Raw genomic sequence first — 14,569 nt, 5'->3', positions numbered from 1 at the left:
CTTCAGCATCCTCACCACAATTTACTGACTGGTAGTAGCGATGCGATCGCATCCAAAAAGCGAGCGGTTACAGCACCACTGACAAAGCTGGCTAGATGGCCTTTCCAGACTGTGTCTCCAGCCAGTGGCACCATTCCCCAAAGCATTTTACTGCAGAGGCAACCTACCAGAATTGTCATCAGGAATGCAATAATTCCGACTTCAAAGTAGCCCCGAAACAGAAGAAAACCCAGGTAGGTAAATAAAATATTGTTGCTTCTCAAGTTTCTATGCAACCGAATCAGGAATAGGCCATTCAGGCAGTCCACCAGCAAAGCAATTAGGGTCACAACTACAAAGTCGCGGGTGCCTCGCATCAGAAGTAATCCTCCTAATAAAAGAAAGGTTTCTGCCTGCTCAATCGGAAACCGGGAGGATTGATGAATGGGTTCTAAAACGGGGGGACTCCATAGCCCTGGTAGCGTCCGAAAGGTGTATCCAAGATGATTAAGGCTTTTGCCCAGCAACAGCGCGATCGTCAGGGAAAACATCCAGACATATACGATTAAGTCTGCCAGGGTTTTGATTAAAGCTAATACATTGTTAAAGGTCACCGATCGTCCAATCTCACCGATACGTCTGTCCAATAGTCTGGGTTGTTCTATTGGTCTTCTCCTCGCCTCCCATTCTGCCTGAGATTTGCTGAGATTCGACGGATTTATTCTACAAGGGTTTCTTTTTCTGACAGTAATTTTTCTATAATCTGGCAGAAGCGAAGAAACAAAACTCTTCCATCTCCATGTCCGGCACCTTTGAAACGAACAGTATTGATTGGCAGATCCAACTGCTCCAAATGCGAATTGCCGAATGGCTCGATCGCCTGTTGCCCAGTTCCAACCGCATCCCCAACTCTGGTTGGTCATTGCCGGAGTGGTTCTTCAGGTCAGCCTTCTGGATCATGGCGGCCCTATTGACGGTGTGGATAGGTTGGCAACTGTCTATCTTATTGCGTCCTTACATTGCCCCTTACTGGTTCAGTCGACCCAGCCTACCAAACCCTTCCGAGCCATCGATCGCGGTGGAATCTTTGAGCGTGAGTCAATGGTTAGGACGATCGCGCACCTTTGCACAGCAGGGCAATTACCAGGAAGCCTGTAGAGCCTTGTATCTGGCCACCCTCCAGAAACTGGATGACAAGGGACTGATTCCGGCCCAATTTAGCCGCACGGATGGAGAGTACTGGCAGCTTTTGCAAACGTTGCCCAACGCTCGTCCCTACCAGATCCTGTTCCAGACTCACGAACGGCTGTGCTTTGGCGATCGCGAGATTTCTCAACAAATCTTCCAGGAGTGTGAGCGGGCCTACCAGGAGATCGACCCTGGATGATGCAACTGACCCGGAGACAAACGGCTTTTCTGGCGATCGCCCTGGCCGCCCTAATTCTGCTCACCCTGTTTTTGGCTCCCAGCAGCGGCAACCTGCGTCAGCGAGGCTCCACTTACAGTCGCGCTCCCGATGGCTATGGAGCCTGGTACACCTTGATGGAACAGCGAGGCACACCCGTAAACCGTTGGCAAAAACCCCTAGAGGCTCTACTCAACCCATCCGGCCCTGTAGCTCAGCGTTATGCCATTCCTGAAAACTCTCTCCTTTCTGGTAATCTCACTCTGGTACGCATTAGTAATGGCTTAGAACCACTGTCCCCCGAACCTGAGTGGGTCAAAGCCGGAAACACCTTAATTCTGTTAGGTGTGAATCCGTCTGCCACTCCCGCTCCGTTTACGTCTGATCTGGACAGTCCAACCGGAAAAGTTCGCATTCAAACCAGTCGGCGGGCTACGATCGCAGGGCAATCCTCCTTACAACCCAAGCTGCAAGATACTTTTGGAGCCGTCGTCTGGACTGAATCGCTGGGCAAAGGAACCATTATCTATGCTTCAACCCCCTATCTGGCGGCCAACGCCTATCAGGATTTTGCAGCCAACTATCGATTTCTGACAGAACTGGTGACCCAACCCGGTCATCCCATCTGGATCGACGAATATATGCATGGTTATCAAGATCCGCCCATTAAAGATGAGGCAGGCAATCCGATCGCGGGGGCTGAGCGATCGCTGTTCACCTACTTGCTGAACACCCCCCTCTCCTTACTGGCTCTTCAGGCTTTTGTGATGCTGCTTGTCCTTCTGTGGGGGCAAAATCGCCATTTGGGGCCTCCTGATATTGTTCCTCATCCAAGCCAGGACAATAGTGAAGCTTATATTCAAGCCCTGGCTGGAGTGTTGCATAAAGCTGGCTGTAGTGACTTTGTGTTAGAAACGCTGGGTAAAGCCGAACAACTTGAGATACAACAAGCTTTGGGATTAGGCACCCTTCCCCTGCCTCCCGATACCCTAAGCACAGCCTGGGAACGTCAAACGGGGCATTCTTCTGAAGTCCTCTCTGCCCTTCTCAAAACGGCCTATCGTCACCGTCGCATCAGTGAGCCAGACCTGTTGAGGTGGGTCGGTCAGATGCAAATGGTAAAGAGACAGTTGAGAGTTAAGAGTTAGGAGATGAGAGGTGAAAGTTTTTAATTGTGAATTGTGAATTTTGAGTTATGAGTTAAACTGCTCTTCCCACTCATCCGGTCATCTCATCAACCCACCCCCCTCAACCCTACCCATGCCCTCTCCCACTACTCCCTTCGATCGCCTCTCCCAAACCCTCAGCCAAATCATCGTGGGACAAAATGCCCTGGTGCGGCAGTTAATAGTGGCTTTATTAGCCGGGGGCCATGTGATTTTGGAAGGGGTGCCGGGGACGGGCAAAACGTTGCTGGTAAAGGCGATCGCGCAACTGATTCAAGCGGAGTTTCGACGGATTCAACTTACCCCAGATGTGCTGCCCTCAGATATCTTAGGGACGAATATTTTTGACCTGAACACGCGCAATTTCATACTGAAAAAAGGGCCAATTTTCACCCAGGTACTGCTGGCGGATGAAGTAAACCGTACCCCTCCGAAAACTCAAGCAGCCCTTCTGGAAGCTATGGAAGAGCAACAAGTAACCCTGGATGGACAAAGTTTGCCGCTGTCTGAGCTATTTTGGGTAATTGTCACTCAGAATTCCCTGGAGTTTGAAGACACCTATCCCCTACCGGAAGCTCAATTGGATCGGTTTTTGTTCAAACTGCTAGTGGACTATCCAGACGCGCAAGCAGAACGGCAGATGCTGTTACAGAGTCAAGCCGGATTGCAAACTAAACGACTGGACTTGGCACAACTGCAACCCATTCTGTCCATTGGACAAATTCTGGCCGCACGGGAGGCGATTCGGGCTGTGACAGTAACGGCTGCCCTAGTGGATTATTTGCTGGCTTTGGTGCAACGATCGCGGCAGCACCCCGACTTGTCGCTGGGCGCCTCCCCCCGTGCCGGAGTTGCCTGGTTGCAGGCCAGCAGAGCACAGGCTTGGCTAGCCCATCGGGATTTTGTCACCCCAGATGATATTAAAGCTGTTGCCCCTGCTATTCTGCGACATCGCCTGATTTTGCGTCCTGAAGCTCAGCTAAATGGCCTGCAAGTAGATAGTGTGATCCAAACGTTGCTGAGTCAGGTTGCGGTGCCCCGCTAAAGAGCACCTGGGCCAACAGTTATTCTTCTCCAGCCTCTTCATCCAGCACAGCCGCTACTGCTGCGCCCTCCCCAGCAGGTTGATCGTCCGTTAGAGAGGTTTCATCGGAGGAATCTTCATTGGCAAGCGGAACCAGGGTCACAGCAACAATTTCGTCATCCTCGTCTAACCGTTGCAGACGAACCCCCGAAGCAGCACGGGACTGGCAGGAAATGGCACTAACGGGCTGACGAATGATAATACCCCGATTCGTTACCATCATCAGCTCATCGCCCGTATTAACAATCCGGAGGGCCGCCATGCGATCGCCCGCCTTGCGGAACTTCGTAGCGACAATTCCCATGCCTGCCCGATTTTGTAGCCGAAACTGAGCGACTGGAACCCGTTTGCCATAGCCACCCGCTGTTACCGTGAGCATCCAGGGGCCAGTAGGAACAGTGGCTTCCAGGGTTTCTTCTTCGGTCGTTTCGTCTTCCGTACCGCTATCCACTTCCAGAGCAGAAGCCAGGTTGGCCACAATGTCACTTGGTAAAATATCCAACCCAATCAAACTATCACCCTGTCGTAGAGTCATTGCCCGCACGCCGCGAGTAGCTCGTCCCAGAGGCCGAAGTTGCTCATGGTCGGCCCGGAAGTGAATGGATTTACCCTGGCTGGAACCAATGATGATCGTGTCTTCAGCACGAGCGCGGCGTACCCAGCGGAGTTGATCCCCTTCTTCCAACGAAATGGCAATTAAACCGTTTGCCCGAATATTGCTGAAGGCTGCCAGAGCAGTCTTTTTAATGTAGCCCTTGGAAGTCAACATCACCAGATACTCATCCTCCGTAAATTCGGTGACAGGAATGATGGAGGTGATTTTTTCATCTACGGGAATAGGCAACAGTTGCACGATCGGGATGCCGCGAGAGGTGCGGGAACCTACCGGAATTTGATAAGCCCGGAGGCAGTACACAACACCGCGATCGCTAAAGAACAGCACACTGTCATGATCGCGCAGAGCCAGAAAATGCTCAACGGCATCATCCTCCTTCATCCGGGTACCAGCTTTACCGCGTGTGGCCCGGTTCTGAGACTCAAAGGTATTAAGGGGCATGCGTTTGATGTAGCCCTGTTCGGTCAGCAAAATCACCGCCCGTTCGTTAGCAATCAGATCAGCATCCGCGAGTTCATCTTCTGACTGCTCGATCACCGTGCGGCGGGGAGTGGCATGGCTGGCCTTCAGTTCATTCAGTTCCGTTTCAATAATGCTGAGAATGCGTTCTCGACGGGCCAGAATGTCTTGCAGGTCAGCAATCTGGCGTTGCAAGTCCTCATGCTCCTGATGAATTTTCTCGGCTTCCAGAGCGGTCAGCCGCCGCAGCTGCATTTGCAGAATTGCATCTGCTTGTGTTTCTGACAGTTCGTACTGTTCAATCAACTGCTGACGGGCGATAGGAGCATCAGCGGCATGACGAATTGTTTCAATAATGGCATCCAGATTCGCCAGAGCCACCAGCAACCCCTGCAGAATATGGTCGCGTTCTTCGGCTTTCCGCAGTCGATAACGAGTCCGGCGCGTAATCGTTTCGATGCGAAAGTCGAGGAAAACGTTGAGGAATTGCTTTAAGGTCAGCAGTTGGGGTTCACCGTTCACCAGGGCCAGCATATTGGCCCCAAAGTTGGCCTGCAAGGGTGTTTGCTTGTAAAGATTATTCAGGACTACACGGGGATAGGCATCGCGTTTCAGTTCAATCACGATCCGCATCCCATCGCGATCGCTTTCATCCCGAATATCCGCAATCCCTTCTAGCCGGCGCTCATTCACCATCTCGGCAATCCGTTCAATCAAAGCTGCCTTATTGGTCTGGTAGGGCAATTCAGTGATGATAATTGCTTCTCGATCGGGTCTGCCACGATGGGAAATGGTTTCGATCGTCGCCACACCTCGCATAATGATCGAACCCCGTCCGGTTGTATAAGCTTCCCGGATGGCACTGGTACCGAGAATTTGGGCACCTGTGGGAAAATCTGGCCCTGGCACGTACCGCATCAATCCCTGATCCGTAATTTCGGGATTGTGAATTAAGGCAATCAGCCCATCAATCAACTCCCCCAGATTGTGTGGTGGGATATTGGTGGCCATCCCTACAGCAATTCCCGAAGAACCGTTAAGCAGCAATTGGGGAATGCGGGCAGGTAGAACGATCGGTTCTTGCTGGGAGCCATCAAAGTTATCGACAAAATCAACCGTTTCCGACTCGATATCCTGCAGCATGGCATCCCGCGTCAGGGGGCGGAGACGGCACTCAGTGTATCGCATCGCCGCAGGAGGGTCATTATCCACCGAGCCAAAGTTGCCGTGGCCGTCAATCAGTGGCGATCGCATGGAAAAATCCTGAGCCATTCGCACCAAGGCATCATAAACCGCCGTATCACCATGGGGGTGGTATTTACCCAACACTTCCCCCACTACACGGGCACACTTCCTAAAGGGGCGGTCGGGGGCCAAACCCAATTCATGCATGGCATAGAGGATGCGACGATGTACAGGCTTGAGGCCATCCCTGGCATCGGGAAGCGCCCGCCCAACGATCACACTCATGGCGTATTCCAGGTAAGACCGCTGCATTTCGTTGCGTAGATCTGTGGGGATGATGCGATCCTGAGGCGGCTCCTGGGAAAAAGTCATACTTTAAGGCCCTCTGGTAAGGGGATAGTGCAGCGCCAATTGAAGCTCAGAACGAGGACAGCTATGATACCGCCCCGATCGCTCCGCGAAAAAGCGCTCAATAACCCATCAATCCTATCATAGAAGGGTCATTCTCGTGGGCCGATAATCCCCGATCCCCTACTCCACCACTACCCGCCACTCATACAGCTTGTAATTCACACATCCATTCACCACCAGTGGATCCTGCGCAACGATCGCCTGGGCTTCATCCATCGAAGCAGCCTGAAACAGCATCATGCCTCCCCCCCGACAACCCCAGTAACCTGACTTTGCCCGATGCCCTTTAGCAATCAGGGTGCGAACAAACTCTTTGTGGGCAGGTACAAACTGATCGAATGTAGCCTTATCTACAATTCCTGCTTCAATTTTCACAAACCAGGGCATTTTTAGTTTCCTAAAAAATTTTCATTAATGCTCAAATCCTCCCTATTCTGTACTGCATTGCTACAGGGTGAAGTGTTGTTCTAAACGATTTGTTATAAGGATTGCTACGATCGCAATGGCGATTGATGGAACTGACAGCCAGAGCATGAATACGGGTAAGAAACGATTTTTTATTGCCTTGCTGCCGTCCCGTGAGATTCAGGACTATGCCAATGAAATCAAGCAGTATTTTAGCGATCGCTACAACAGTCGTGCGGCTCAAAAATCACCTCCTCACATTACCCTGCAACCGCCTTTTGAGTGGCCAGTTGAAAACTTGCCCCAGCTAGAGCAACATTTGAGTATCTTTGCTCTGGCTCAATCTCCGTTCTCCGTTACCTTGCAGGGTTTTGCTGCATTTCCTCCACGAGTGATTTATATCAATGTTTTAAAAACAGCAGAATTATTGCATCTGCAACAAGCGCTCCTAGCCGATCTGGAAGCCAATCTGGGAATTGTTAATCCAAAAGACAAGACTCGTCCTTTTGCACCTCACATAACGGTAGCCTCTCGAGATTTGACGCAACAGGCTTTCAAAGCCGCATGGCCAGAATTCCAGGGGCGATCGCTGCATTTCTCCTGGTTAGCCTCCAGCCTGACGTTGTTAAGTCATAACGGACAACGCTGGACAATCTGCCAGGAGTTCCCCTTCAGCCCCCCTGAAAAGCCCTGAAACGATATAAAGCCTTCCATCTTTTCTCAACAGGCACCCTGACGGGGATCTGTCCTGGGTTGCCCGGTTCTCTCTCTAAAAGGGTACCTCGAACGGTTAAGGAATTTGTATCATTTCTGTAGTCAGACTTTATCCGCTATTAATATTAGTAACTAACAGATTCACGTTATATTCATAATGAGTCTGCAAAATCGTGATCAGAATTTTGTGGATTAAGCATGGGGTGTAGTTATCTGAATTTCATTGTCAACTCTTTCAATCACCTGCTACTTCAGGAAACGATATGCAATACGGCTCTAGTTTTTCTAATTCCGTTCAGGCAGACGGCCCCTCACAACATCCACCTTTAATTGTCCCCTGCGTGGACGCGAGAGCGCACCTGGCCGATTATGCCATCGATTCAAGCGCCTCTCAACGAGCAGCAGTTTCCAAAGCATACGGCAACATTTTATTGAACGGTGGGTCCATCAGTTGTTAAAGCCGGTCGTTAAGACAGGCGGTAATAGCTCTGATACCAATTCACAAATTGCTGGATCCCTTGCTCGATCGGGGTGCAGGGGGCAAACTCAATCGCTTGGGTCAGTTCATCCACTTGTGCATAAGTTGTTAACACTTCCCCAGCTTGCAGGGGAAGCAATTTTAGTTCTGCTTTTTTGCCCAGAGCCTGTTCCAAGATGCGAATAAAGGTAAGCAGTTCAACTGGCTGGTGGTTGCCAATGTTATAAATCCGGTACAGGGCCTGGCTATTTACCTGTTCTGCACTTTGACTGGTTAACAACAAGCTTGTTTGCGGAGGTTGGTGCAGGATGCGCACGATCCCTTCAATAATATCGTCGATATAGGTAAAATCCCGCTGCATCTGACCATAGTTGTAGACTTCGATCGCTTGGCCTGTGGTGATTGCTCTGGCAAACTTAAAATAGGCCATATCTGGTCGTCCCCAGGGGCCATACACAGTAAAAAACCGCAGTCCGGTAACGGGAATTTGATAAAGATGACTGTAGGTGTGGGCAATCAGTTCATTGGCTTTTTTAGTGGCGGCATACAGGGAAACAGGGTGGTCAGTGCGATCGCTGACCGCAAACGGCACTTTCGTATTGGCTCCATAGACGGAACTGGAGGACGCAAAGACTAAATGTTTCACTGGCTGGTGGCGACATCCCTCCAGCAAGTTCACAAATCCAGTGACGTTGCTGTCAATGTAAGTCCAGGGATTGTCCAGGGAATAGCGTACGCCTGCCTGAGCCGCCAGATTGGCCACGCAGTCAAAGCGATGCTCCTGAAATAGTTGGGCCATACCAGAGCGATCGCTCAAATCCAGGTATTGAAAGGTAAATCCTGGTTGCGGTTGCAGTTGCGACAACCGCGCTTTTTTCAAGCTGACATCGTAATAGTCACTCAAATTATCAATTCCGTAAACCTGAAAGCCGTCTTGCAACAGCCGTTGCGCCAGGTGATAGCCAATAAATCCAGCGACCCCAGTAACCAAAATATGCATTATTCGCTCACTCCATACACCGCATTGCTCAGCATGACATCCGTAGGGGTTATTCTCAGACAAAACGGCTTTCTTGTCCAAAGCTCAAGCGTTGAACAGCATAGGTTCCGAGATCGCCAACCTATCCTACAAGTTACATCCCACCCTGAAAAGAGGTGGACTTTACTTAAAGCCCTGTAAACATCTTTCTAATCCCCCTAGCGACTGAAGTCACGGGTATACCGAGAAAACCTACCGACGCAGGTTACTAAAAATCTTGATTGTATTGAGTCTGCGTGGCAGACTGGGTGAGTGTAGTCGCGGTTTTAACTGCCAGATACTTTTCAAACGCCCTCTAAACCAAGCCCAGAATAGTCGTTTTTCTGATGGAAAAACGACTATTCTGGGCTTGGACAAGGTTTAAGATTGAACTAATCAAGCTAGAAAGCGAAAGCTTTTTCTTCTATAAACTCATGCTATCAACTGCCCTTATCGATGTAGATGTAATTTACTCAGAGTAAAATCCAAAAAATCTTCGGAAAGGAGTATTTACAATCTTGTAATTTATTCCCTGTGTCACTAAAAGCACAAAGCAGAAAGCTAAGCTGGTGCTGTTCACCTTGACTTTGAGATCGATTTTTAGAAGTCAGTCAGACAACTTACCGTAAAGCTGTTATAAGAATTCTGGCTCCAATTTGCTCTGTAAAAGTGATTCGCTTTACTCTTTTCCTTCATGACTGACAAAATAGAACCAGTGCAATTTCACTAGATTTTTAAGAGTTTCATCAAACGTTAAATGATTCAGGAATACTGAGAACAGCATCTCCTAACTCCATACAATGAGTTTTGAGAACTAATAAGGGTAAGTGTGGTAAGACATGGATACCTTGCAGAAGCAGCTTAATATCTTAAGCGCCAAGGTTGATGGGTTATATCAACTGATTGAGCAGGTGAGTAACCGGGTGTCAGATATTGTGTCTGAATGTAAGTTTGCATCCGATCGGACTTCCTACACAAGTTCTGAGACGGGAATCAACTACCGCTCCTATAAGGGGGTGAGTAGCCTGGATGCTTCTCTAGAGCACAAGGATGTGCTGGTCGATGGAGATAGTCTGGACGCAGCATTACAAAGTTCTGAGAGAAAACTGTCACCGGAAATTCAAATTCAGCGCTTAACGGCTCAATTAACGGCAGCTTATAGCCGGATTGCCGCTCTAGAGGAGCAGCTTATTTCTCAGCGCATTCATTATTAGTCATTCGTTACATGTTAGTCATTCACTATTAGTACTGTCGCTGTAGAGGCTAGGCCGATTGCGGGTTACTTGTTGATACCGCTCTGTAAGGTCTTCGATCGCCTGCAATAGTTCGGGCTGTCCCCATCCATGATACAGGCTGGCCACGATCGCACATCCTCCTGCACCCACTCCCTCCTTCACAAATCCCGCTTCATACATCTGTAATTGGGGCCAGCGAGCGGTCGCAAAGCTCAATTGGGTAGCCATCAAAGGAACTGCTCCTACCAGAGTTGCCAGTCCAATCGTATCCCCGGTTGGATCTTCTACCACCCAGCGAGTTGTGCCAACTACGATTTGTTCCGGTTGCCAGTCGAGGGCTTCAGACCGGGCGATCGCTTGAGCCAGCGCATAGATCGCCAGCATTTGAGTCCCTCCAGCCAGCAACACTCCACAACAGCGACTGGCCGCGATCGTCATGCCTGCGACCACAATTTGCATGGGATCTCCGATGGCGGCGAGGAGAGAAAGTGGGGATCGGGGATCGGGGATCGGGAGGGAAGGAGGGTTAGAATTCCAGATCGAGCGTTGTAAGCCTTGTTGAACAAGCGCCCACTTCTGGTCGTGGTTGCAGGTGGGATGACTGCTGTTAACTTTTCCGATGGCTGGGATCCCTAAGCCGGATAGGACGGCGAGGGCTGTTGTAGTGCCTCCGACCACACATTCGGCCAGAATCAAATAACCCGTGCCTACTTCCGTTGCCAGTTTTTCTCCCCACCTTAAGCCTTGCTGGAACAAATGCTCTACGATCGCCCGCTCCAAAGCTTGGCCACTGCTCAAACAACGGGCGGGAGTTCCCTGTAAATCAATATGGGGAATTGCGGGAGGCTGAGGCAGTCCGGCGTTAAAGATATAAATCGGTAAATCTTGCTGCTCGACAACCGCTCTGGAAATGAGAACAGGGGAAGCGCCTGCCTGCAGTGGCGGCAACGGATAGACAGGATGAGGCTGGGGGCCATTGTAGAGAAACTCAGCATCTGCGATCGCAGTGTAACGGCGATCGCTTGGAGTAGCCCCCGCCGCTGAAATTCCTGGAATCAGTCCTGTTTCTGTAAATCCCAGAACACACGCCAGCAGAGGCCGTTTTCCCTGATATTGTCGCAGCCAGCACTCTCCTTGAGAAATTTTTGTATAAAGCTGGATCAAGGGAAATAGAGGGCTGTTCTCAGTCATTCGTCCTGCGTCATGTATCCTTTATCACTCAGTTGGCTATCTCTCTATCCTCATACTCCATCAGCACCTGCACCCACTTGGGAGGCCGAGGAATGGGATTACCCAGGCGATCCAGCAGCAACCAGGCCACCAGATGGACGGCAAACAGATACACGATGTTGCTGAGGATGACCATGAGTATGACGATCGCCTGAATTACCCCCAAGCTGGGTTGAAACAAAATATTAAAAAAGACACAAATGCGATCGACCAGATCTGTAACCTGAATCGTAGCGTATTGCCACAGGTCGTCACCCAGCAGCAAGGAAACCAACCAGACCCGGAAGAAAAAACCAAAGGCACCGAGAATGCTGCCCAGGGCAATGGAAATTGCCCAACTGGCTCTCCGTCGCCACAACTGACCCAGCAACACCCCCATTAGACCAAAGGGCATGATGAACAGCAGGCTACGGGGAGGTCCCATCAACACACTCAGGAGTAAGCCGGACACCAGAGCACCCATCCAGGCGGCTCGACTGCCCCAGCGGAGATAGATGAGGGCGATCGGGATGGGAAAAAAGACTCTCAGCACTGGCCCCAGGGGAAAGTAGAAATTCACCAACCAGATGAGACTGGCAGCACTGGCCAGAAAGGCTGTCTCCACCATGATCAGGGGACTGGAGCGATCAAACGATCGCAGAGTGGAAGATGGCTGGCTGCGATCGGGTGTCAGCACCTCCTGATTGGCGGAATGGGTAGAAATATCAGGCAAAGATAGTTCCTGTTCTACGTCTTCCCAGGATGGTTCTGCAGAGGGGGCAGCATTCTGTTCAGAAGGGCCAAGTTGAGAACCGGGATGACTTCTCTCTGCCGGATCAGTCTGGGAAGAATCACTCATCAAGCTCCAACTCCCTGAAAGACCAACTGCAAAGAGCGTTTACTCCAATGCGTCACCCCTTCAATTAACTTTTTCAAACTTTGAGGATGGCTCACAGCCCACCCATTGATACTCAAACAAACTGCACCCAAAGCCAGCAGGATGAAAGTTGGCAGCATGACCACGCCAATCACAAACCAGCTTAAGACGTGGAGCACCATGATCATTGCTGCCGTAGTCGCGATCGCGGCAGACCCCCAGATTGAGGAGAGTGGACAGTTTAACCCAAGCAATAGAAGGGTTTGCAGGGTAGCCAGCAGATTGATCGGCACCAACGCGCTGCAAATCGCTATACAGTGAATATGGGAGAAATGTAACAGACTGTTTAAATCAATCATCTAAACCATCCACAGCATTGTGTTTTCCTGATCCTCTTCTTTTTAACTTATCCTTGATCTGCTTTCTCCACCTGGACACTAAGAAAGAGTTTTATTCAGCCAAAGATACTCAGTTCTAGCTCTTGAGTGAGTTTTTCTAAAAGGAACAATCCAGCCAGGGAATTACCACTGGAGTCTAAAGCCGGACTGTAACAGGCGATCGCCCCCACTCCTGGAATGACCGATAACAGCGCTCCACTGACACCGGATTTAGTTGGCAGTCCAATTCTCACGGCAAAAGCACCAGAGGCTTCATAAAGTCCACAGGTCAGCATTAACGCATTCACGATGCGACGATGGGCATTGGCAATCTGCTGATGAGAACGGGCCAGTAACAACCCCAGGCGCACCAGATCATCCACCGTACCTGCCAGACAACAAATCTGATTATAGGTATCGAGGGCCAGATCAATGGAGTCTAAATAACCCGCCTGAGCCAGGATCCTCGCGATCATCCGGTTGGTTTCATTGCCCACCGAGCGCACAGATACCAGCATGGCTGCATCCAGAAACAACCGCGCCCCCGATAACTGGTTTAACCACTGACACAAGGCGGCACAACGAGAAGTCCCATCATGGCCCGGAATGCGTCCTGCCAGCGCGATCGCCCCACTGTTAATCATGGGATTGCGGGGAAATCCGCGATCGGCTTTTAGCTGTTGGATAGAATGAAACGAATACTCCGAGGGCTGCATCCCAACCCAGGAAAAAACTACCTCTGTCCCAAAGTATTCCAACAAATACAACAGCACAAAGGGCTTGATGACACTCATCAGCACAAAGGGCTGATCTACTTCGCCCGTCTGATAAATACAGTCATCCGCCAGATGAAGTTGCATAGCCAACCAATCAGGATTGGCTTTTCCCAGGCTAGGGATATAGTCCGGAATGCGGCCCTGATGTACCAACGCCTTTGCTGCCGTGACCCAAACATCCCACTGCAATGGGTCAAATGAACCTGAAAATGCATGAGAGCCTTGCGCCATGATCAGGCTGATGAAGGAGGGAATTTAGTTGCAGCTACTGTCCAGGGTTACCACTTGGTGCGCCCAGCAAAGGCCGTCCTTCTACTGCCATGCGGAATCGTTCCACATCGTCGTTAAATCCGATCGGCAGCACCACTTCCACGTTTTCGTGGGGATTGGGAATAATCACCCAGGTTTCTACCGTGCCACCTTCCACATTACTGGCCGCTTCCACACCAGCCTCAACAGCCCGCTTCACCTCCGACACGTCTCCGCGAATATTGACGGTAAAGCGAGCACTCCCGGCTCGAATGTAACCAACCAGAGTAATCCGACCGGCTTTCACCATCGCATCAGCAGCAGCTAATACAGCCGGAAATCCCTTTGTTTCAATTGATCCAACCGCTTGCGGCATTACACATGTCTCCGAAAATCAACACTTTGAAAATTATGAATTTTGAATTAGTAACTTTGAGTTAGAGCCTTAAATTCCTAATTCCTAAACCCGAAACCTTTCTACCAGCGGAGTAAAGTCGATCGACATCACTGCTTCTACATTCTCTGGTGGATTCGGGACAATGTAATGGGACACCAATCGTTCCCCTGGAGGTGTGGCATCCGCCGCTTCAATGCCAGCCGCAACCGCAGCTCTCACTTCGGCGGTTGGGCCACGAACCGCCACCAAAAACTCGGCTCGCTCTGCCAGCCCAAAATAGACGAGCGTCACCCGTCCCGCTTTGACCATCGCATCAGCAGCGGCCAGAACGGGAGGAAATCCGTCTGTTTGAATTACTCCAACGGCAAGCGGCATTCCAATTCCCCAGAACATATATCAACCCAAACCTCATTCTACGCGCCTTTCTTGCCTTTTGGATGGAAAGCCATAAGTGATTTTATATTGAGAGGATTGCGTGACATCCTCCCGACACCAATGCTACGCATACGGTGCGGGCTTCCCAAGATCG

Annotated in this window: 15 protein-coding genes; 5 read left to right on the top strand and 10 right to left on the bottom strand. The window is 50.4% G+C overall.

Annotated elements, in window-relative coordinates:
* Nucleotides 1-11: 11 nt before the first annotated feature.
* Nucleotides 12-626, bottom strand: coding sequence for a hypothetical protein (locus ACUVQO_RS11795; RefSeq protein ID WP_445926072.1), 615 nt, complete (start codon nucleotides 624-626; stop codon nucleotides 12-14).
* Nucleotides 627-778: 152 nt separating this feature from the next.
* On the opposite strand from ACUVQO_RS11795, the gene ACUVQO_RS11790 reads away from it, so the two are divergent.
* The 3 genes from ACUVQO_RS11790 (at nucleotide 779) to ACUVQO_RS11780 (ending at nucleotide 3,595) form a co-directional block, all read left to right on the top strand.
* Entirely contained in the window at nucleotides 779-1,366 is a 588-nt protein-coding gene (locus ACUVQO_RS11790) for a DUF4129 domain-containing protein (RefSeq protein ID WP_445926071.1), read from the top strand.
* Entirely contained in the window at nucleotides 1,363-2,532 is a 1,170-nt protein-coding gene (locus tag ACUVQO_RS11785; RefSeq protein ID WP_445926070.1) for a DUF4350 domain-containing protein, read from the top strand. The genes ACUVQO_RS11790 and ACUVQO_RS11785 overlap by 4 nt, the downstream gene beginning before the upstream one ends.
* A 112-nt stretch (nucleotides 2,533-2,644) precedes the next feature.
* On the top strand, nucleotides 2,645-3,595 hold the full coding sequence (locus ACUVQO_RS11780) for an AAA family ATPase (protein WP_445926069.1): 951 nt from the start codon (nucleotides 2,645-2,647) through the stop codon (nucleotides 3,593-3,595).
* A 19-nt stretch (nucleotides 3,596-3,614) separates the two neighbouring features.
* Here ACUVQO_RS11780 and gyrA read toward each other — a convergent pair whose 3' ends face one another.
* On the bottom strand, nucleotides 3,615-6,266 hold the full coding sequence (gene gyrA / locus ACUVQO_RS11775) for a DNA gyrase subunit A (RefSeq protein WP_445926068.1): 2,652 nt from the start codon (nucleotides 6,264-6,266) through the stop codon (nucleotides 3,615-3,617).
* Nucleotides 6,267-6,425: 159 nt separating this feature from the next.
* The gene (locus ACUVQO_RS11770; protein WP_445926067.1) at nucleotides 6,426-6,692 is read right to left on the bottom strand and encodes a YciI family protein; all 267 of its coding nucleotides are present in this window, start codon (nucleotides 6,690-6,692) and stop codon (nucleotides 6,426-6,428) included.
* A 115-nt stretch (nucleotides 6,693-6,807) separates the two neighbouring features.
* Between ACUVQO_RS11770 and ACUVQO_RS11765 the strand changes: the two genes are divergently transcribed.
* Nucleotides 6,808-7,404 (top strand): 2'-5' RNA ligase family protein, encoded by a 597-nt coding sequence (locus ACUVQO_RS11765; RefSeq protein WP_445926066.1) that lies wholly within the window; start codon nucleotides 6,808-6,810, stop codon nucleotides 7,402-7,404.
* Nucleotides 7,405-7,891: 487 nt separating this feature from the next.
* On the opposite strand, the gene ACUVQO_RS11760 is transcribed toward ACUVQO_RS11765, so the two are convergent.
* Entirely contained in the window at nucleotides 7,892-8,902 is a 1,011-nt protein-coding gene (locus ACUVQO_RS11760; protein ID WP_445926065.1) for an NAD-dependent epimerase, read from the bottom strand.
* 857 nt (nucleotides 8,903-9,759) lie between these two features.
* On the opposite strand from ACUVQO_RS11760, the gene ACUVQO_RS11755 reads away from it, so the two are divergent.
* The gene (locus ACUVQO_RS11755) at nucleotides 9,760-10,134 is read left to right on the top strand and encodes a hypothetical protein (RefSeq protein ID WP_445926064.1); all 375 of its coding nucleotides are present in this window, start codon (nucleotides 9,760-9,762) and stop codon (nucleotides 10,132-10,134) included.
* Between the two features lie 18 nt (nucleotides 10,135-10,152).
* Here ACUVQO_RS11755 and cobT read toward each other — a convergent pair whose 3' ends face one another.
* From cobT to ACUVQO_RS11725, 6 genes are all read right to left on the bottom strand, one after another.
* Entirely contained in the window at nucleotides 10,153-11,346 is a 1,194-nt protein-coding gene (cobT, locus tag ACUVQO_RS11750; RefSeq protein ID WP_445926063.1) for a nicotinate mononucleotide-dependent phosphoribosyltransferase CobT, read from the bottom strand.
* A 28-nt stretch (nucleotides 11,347-11,374) separates the two neighbouring features.
* Nucleotides 11,375-12,223 carry a DUF2232 domain-containing protein gene (locus tag ACUVQO_RS11745; RefSeq protein WP_445926062.1) on the bottom strand — a complete coding sequence of 283 codons (849 nt, stop codon included), beginning with the start codon at nucleotides 12,221-12,223 and terminating at the stop codon, nucleotides 11,375-11,377.
* On the bottom strand, nucleotides 12,223-12,600 hold the full coding sequence (locus tag ACUVQO_RS11740; RefSeq protein ID WP_445926061.1) for a hypothetical protein: 378 nt from the start codon (nucleotides 12,598-12,600) through the stop codon (nucleotides 12,223-12,225). The genes ACUVQO_RS11745 and ACUVQO_RS11740 overlap by 1 nt, the downstream gene beginning before the upstream one ends.
* Nucleotides 12,601-12,695: 95 nt before the next feature.
* Nucleotides 12,696-13,625 (bottom strand): glutaminase, encoded by a 930-nt coding sequence (locus tag ACUVQO_RS11735; RefSeq protein ID WP_445926060.1) that lies wholly within the window; start codon nucleotides 13,623-13,625, stop codon nucleotides 12,696-12,698.
* A 34-nt stretch (nucleotides 13,626-13,659) separates the two neighbouring features.
* Nucleotides 13,660-14,019 carry a carbon dioxide-concentrating mechanism protein CcmK gene (locus ACUVQO_RS11730; protein ID WP_233744233.1) on the bottom strand — a complete coding sequence of 120 codons (360 nt, stop codon included), beginning with the start codon at nucleotides 14,017-14,019 and terminating at the stop codon, nucleotides 13,660-13,662.
* A gap of 84 nt (nucleotides 14,020-14,103) precedes the next feature.
* The gene (locus tag ACUVQO_RS11725) at nucleotides 14,104-14,415 is read right to left on the bottom strand and encodes a BMC domain-containing protein (RefSeq protein ID WP_445926059.1); all 312 of its coding nucleotides are present in this window, start codon (nucleotides 14,413-14,415) and stop codon (nucleotides 14,104-14,106) included.
* Between the last annotated feature and the right edge of the window lie 154 nt (nucleotides 14,416-14,569).

The sequence above is a fragment of the Leptodesmis sp. genome (assembly GCF_052746595.1).
Note: the sequence above shows the minus strand (reverse complement) of the source record. Positions and strands in the feature narration are given on the sequence as shown.

Coding starts and splice junctions, on each gene's coding strand:
- ACUVQO_RS11790 (WP_445926071.1), top strand. CDS start 779: ATGTCCGGCACCTTTGAAACGAACAGTATTGATTGGCAGATCCAACTG.
- ACUVQO_RS11785 (WP_445926070.1), top strand. CDS start 1,363: ATGATGCAACTGACCCGGAGACAAACGGCTTTTCTGGCGATCGCCCTG.
- ACUVQO_RS11780 (WP_445926069.1), top strand. CDS start 2,645: ATGCCCTCTCCCACTACTCCCTTCGATCGCCTCTCCCAAACCCTCAGC.
- gyrA (WP_445926068.1), bottom strand. CDS start 6,266: ATGACTTTTTCCCAGGAGCCGCCTCAGGATCGCATCATCCCCACAGAT.
- ACUVQO_RS11770 (WP_445926067.1), bottom strand. CDS start 6,692: ATGCCCTGGTTTGTGAAAATTGAAGCAGGAATTGTAGATAAGGCTACA.
- ACUVQO_RS11765 (WP_445926066.1), top strand. CDS start 6,808: ATGGCGATTGATGGAACTGACAGCCAGAGCATGAATACGGGTAAGAAA.
- ACUVQO_RS11760 (WP_445926065.1), bottom strand. CDS start 8,902: ATGCATATTTTGGTTACTGGGGTCGCTGGATTTATTGGCTATCACCTG.
- ACUVQO_RS11755 (WP_445926064.1), top strand. CDS start 9,760: ATGGATACCTTGCAGAAGCAGCTTAATATCTTAAGCGCCAAGGTTGAT.
- cobT (WP_445926063.1), bottom strand. CDS start 11,346: ATGACTGAGAACAGCCCTCTATTTCCCTTGATCCAGCTTTATACAAAA.
- ACUVQO_RS11745 (WP_445926062.1), bottom strand. CDS start 12,223: ATGAGTGATTCTTCCCAGACTGATCCGGCAGAGAGAAGTCATCCCGGT.
- ACUVQO_RS11740 (WP_445926061.1), bottom strand. CDS start 12,600: ATGATTGATTTAAACAGTCTGTTACATTTCTCCCATATTCACTGTATA.
- ACUVQO_RS11735 (WP_445926060.1), bottom strand. CDS start 13,625: ATGGCGCAAGGCTCTCATGCATTTTCAGGTTCATTTGACCCATTGCAG.
- ACUVQO_RS11730 (WP_233744233.1), bottom strand. CDS start 14,019: ATGCCGCAAGCGGTTGGATCAATTGAAACAAAGGGATTTCCGGCTGTA.
- ACUVQO_RS11725 (WP_445926059.1), bottom strand. CDS start 14,415: ATGCCGCTTGCCGTTGGAGTAATTCAAACAGACGGATTTCCTCCCGTT.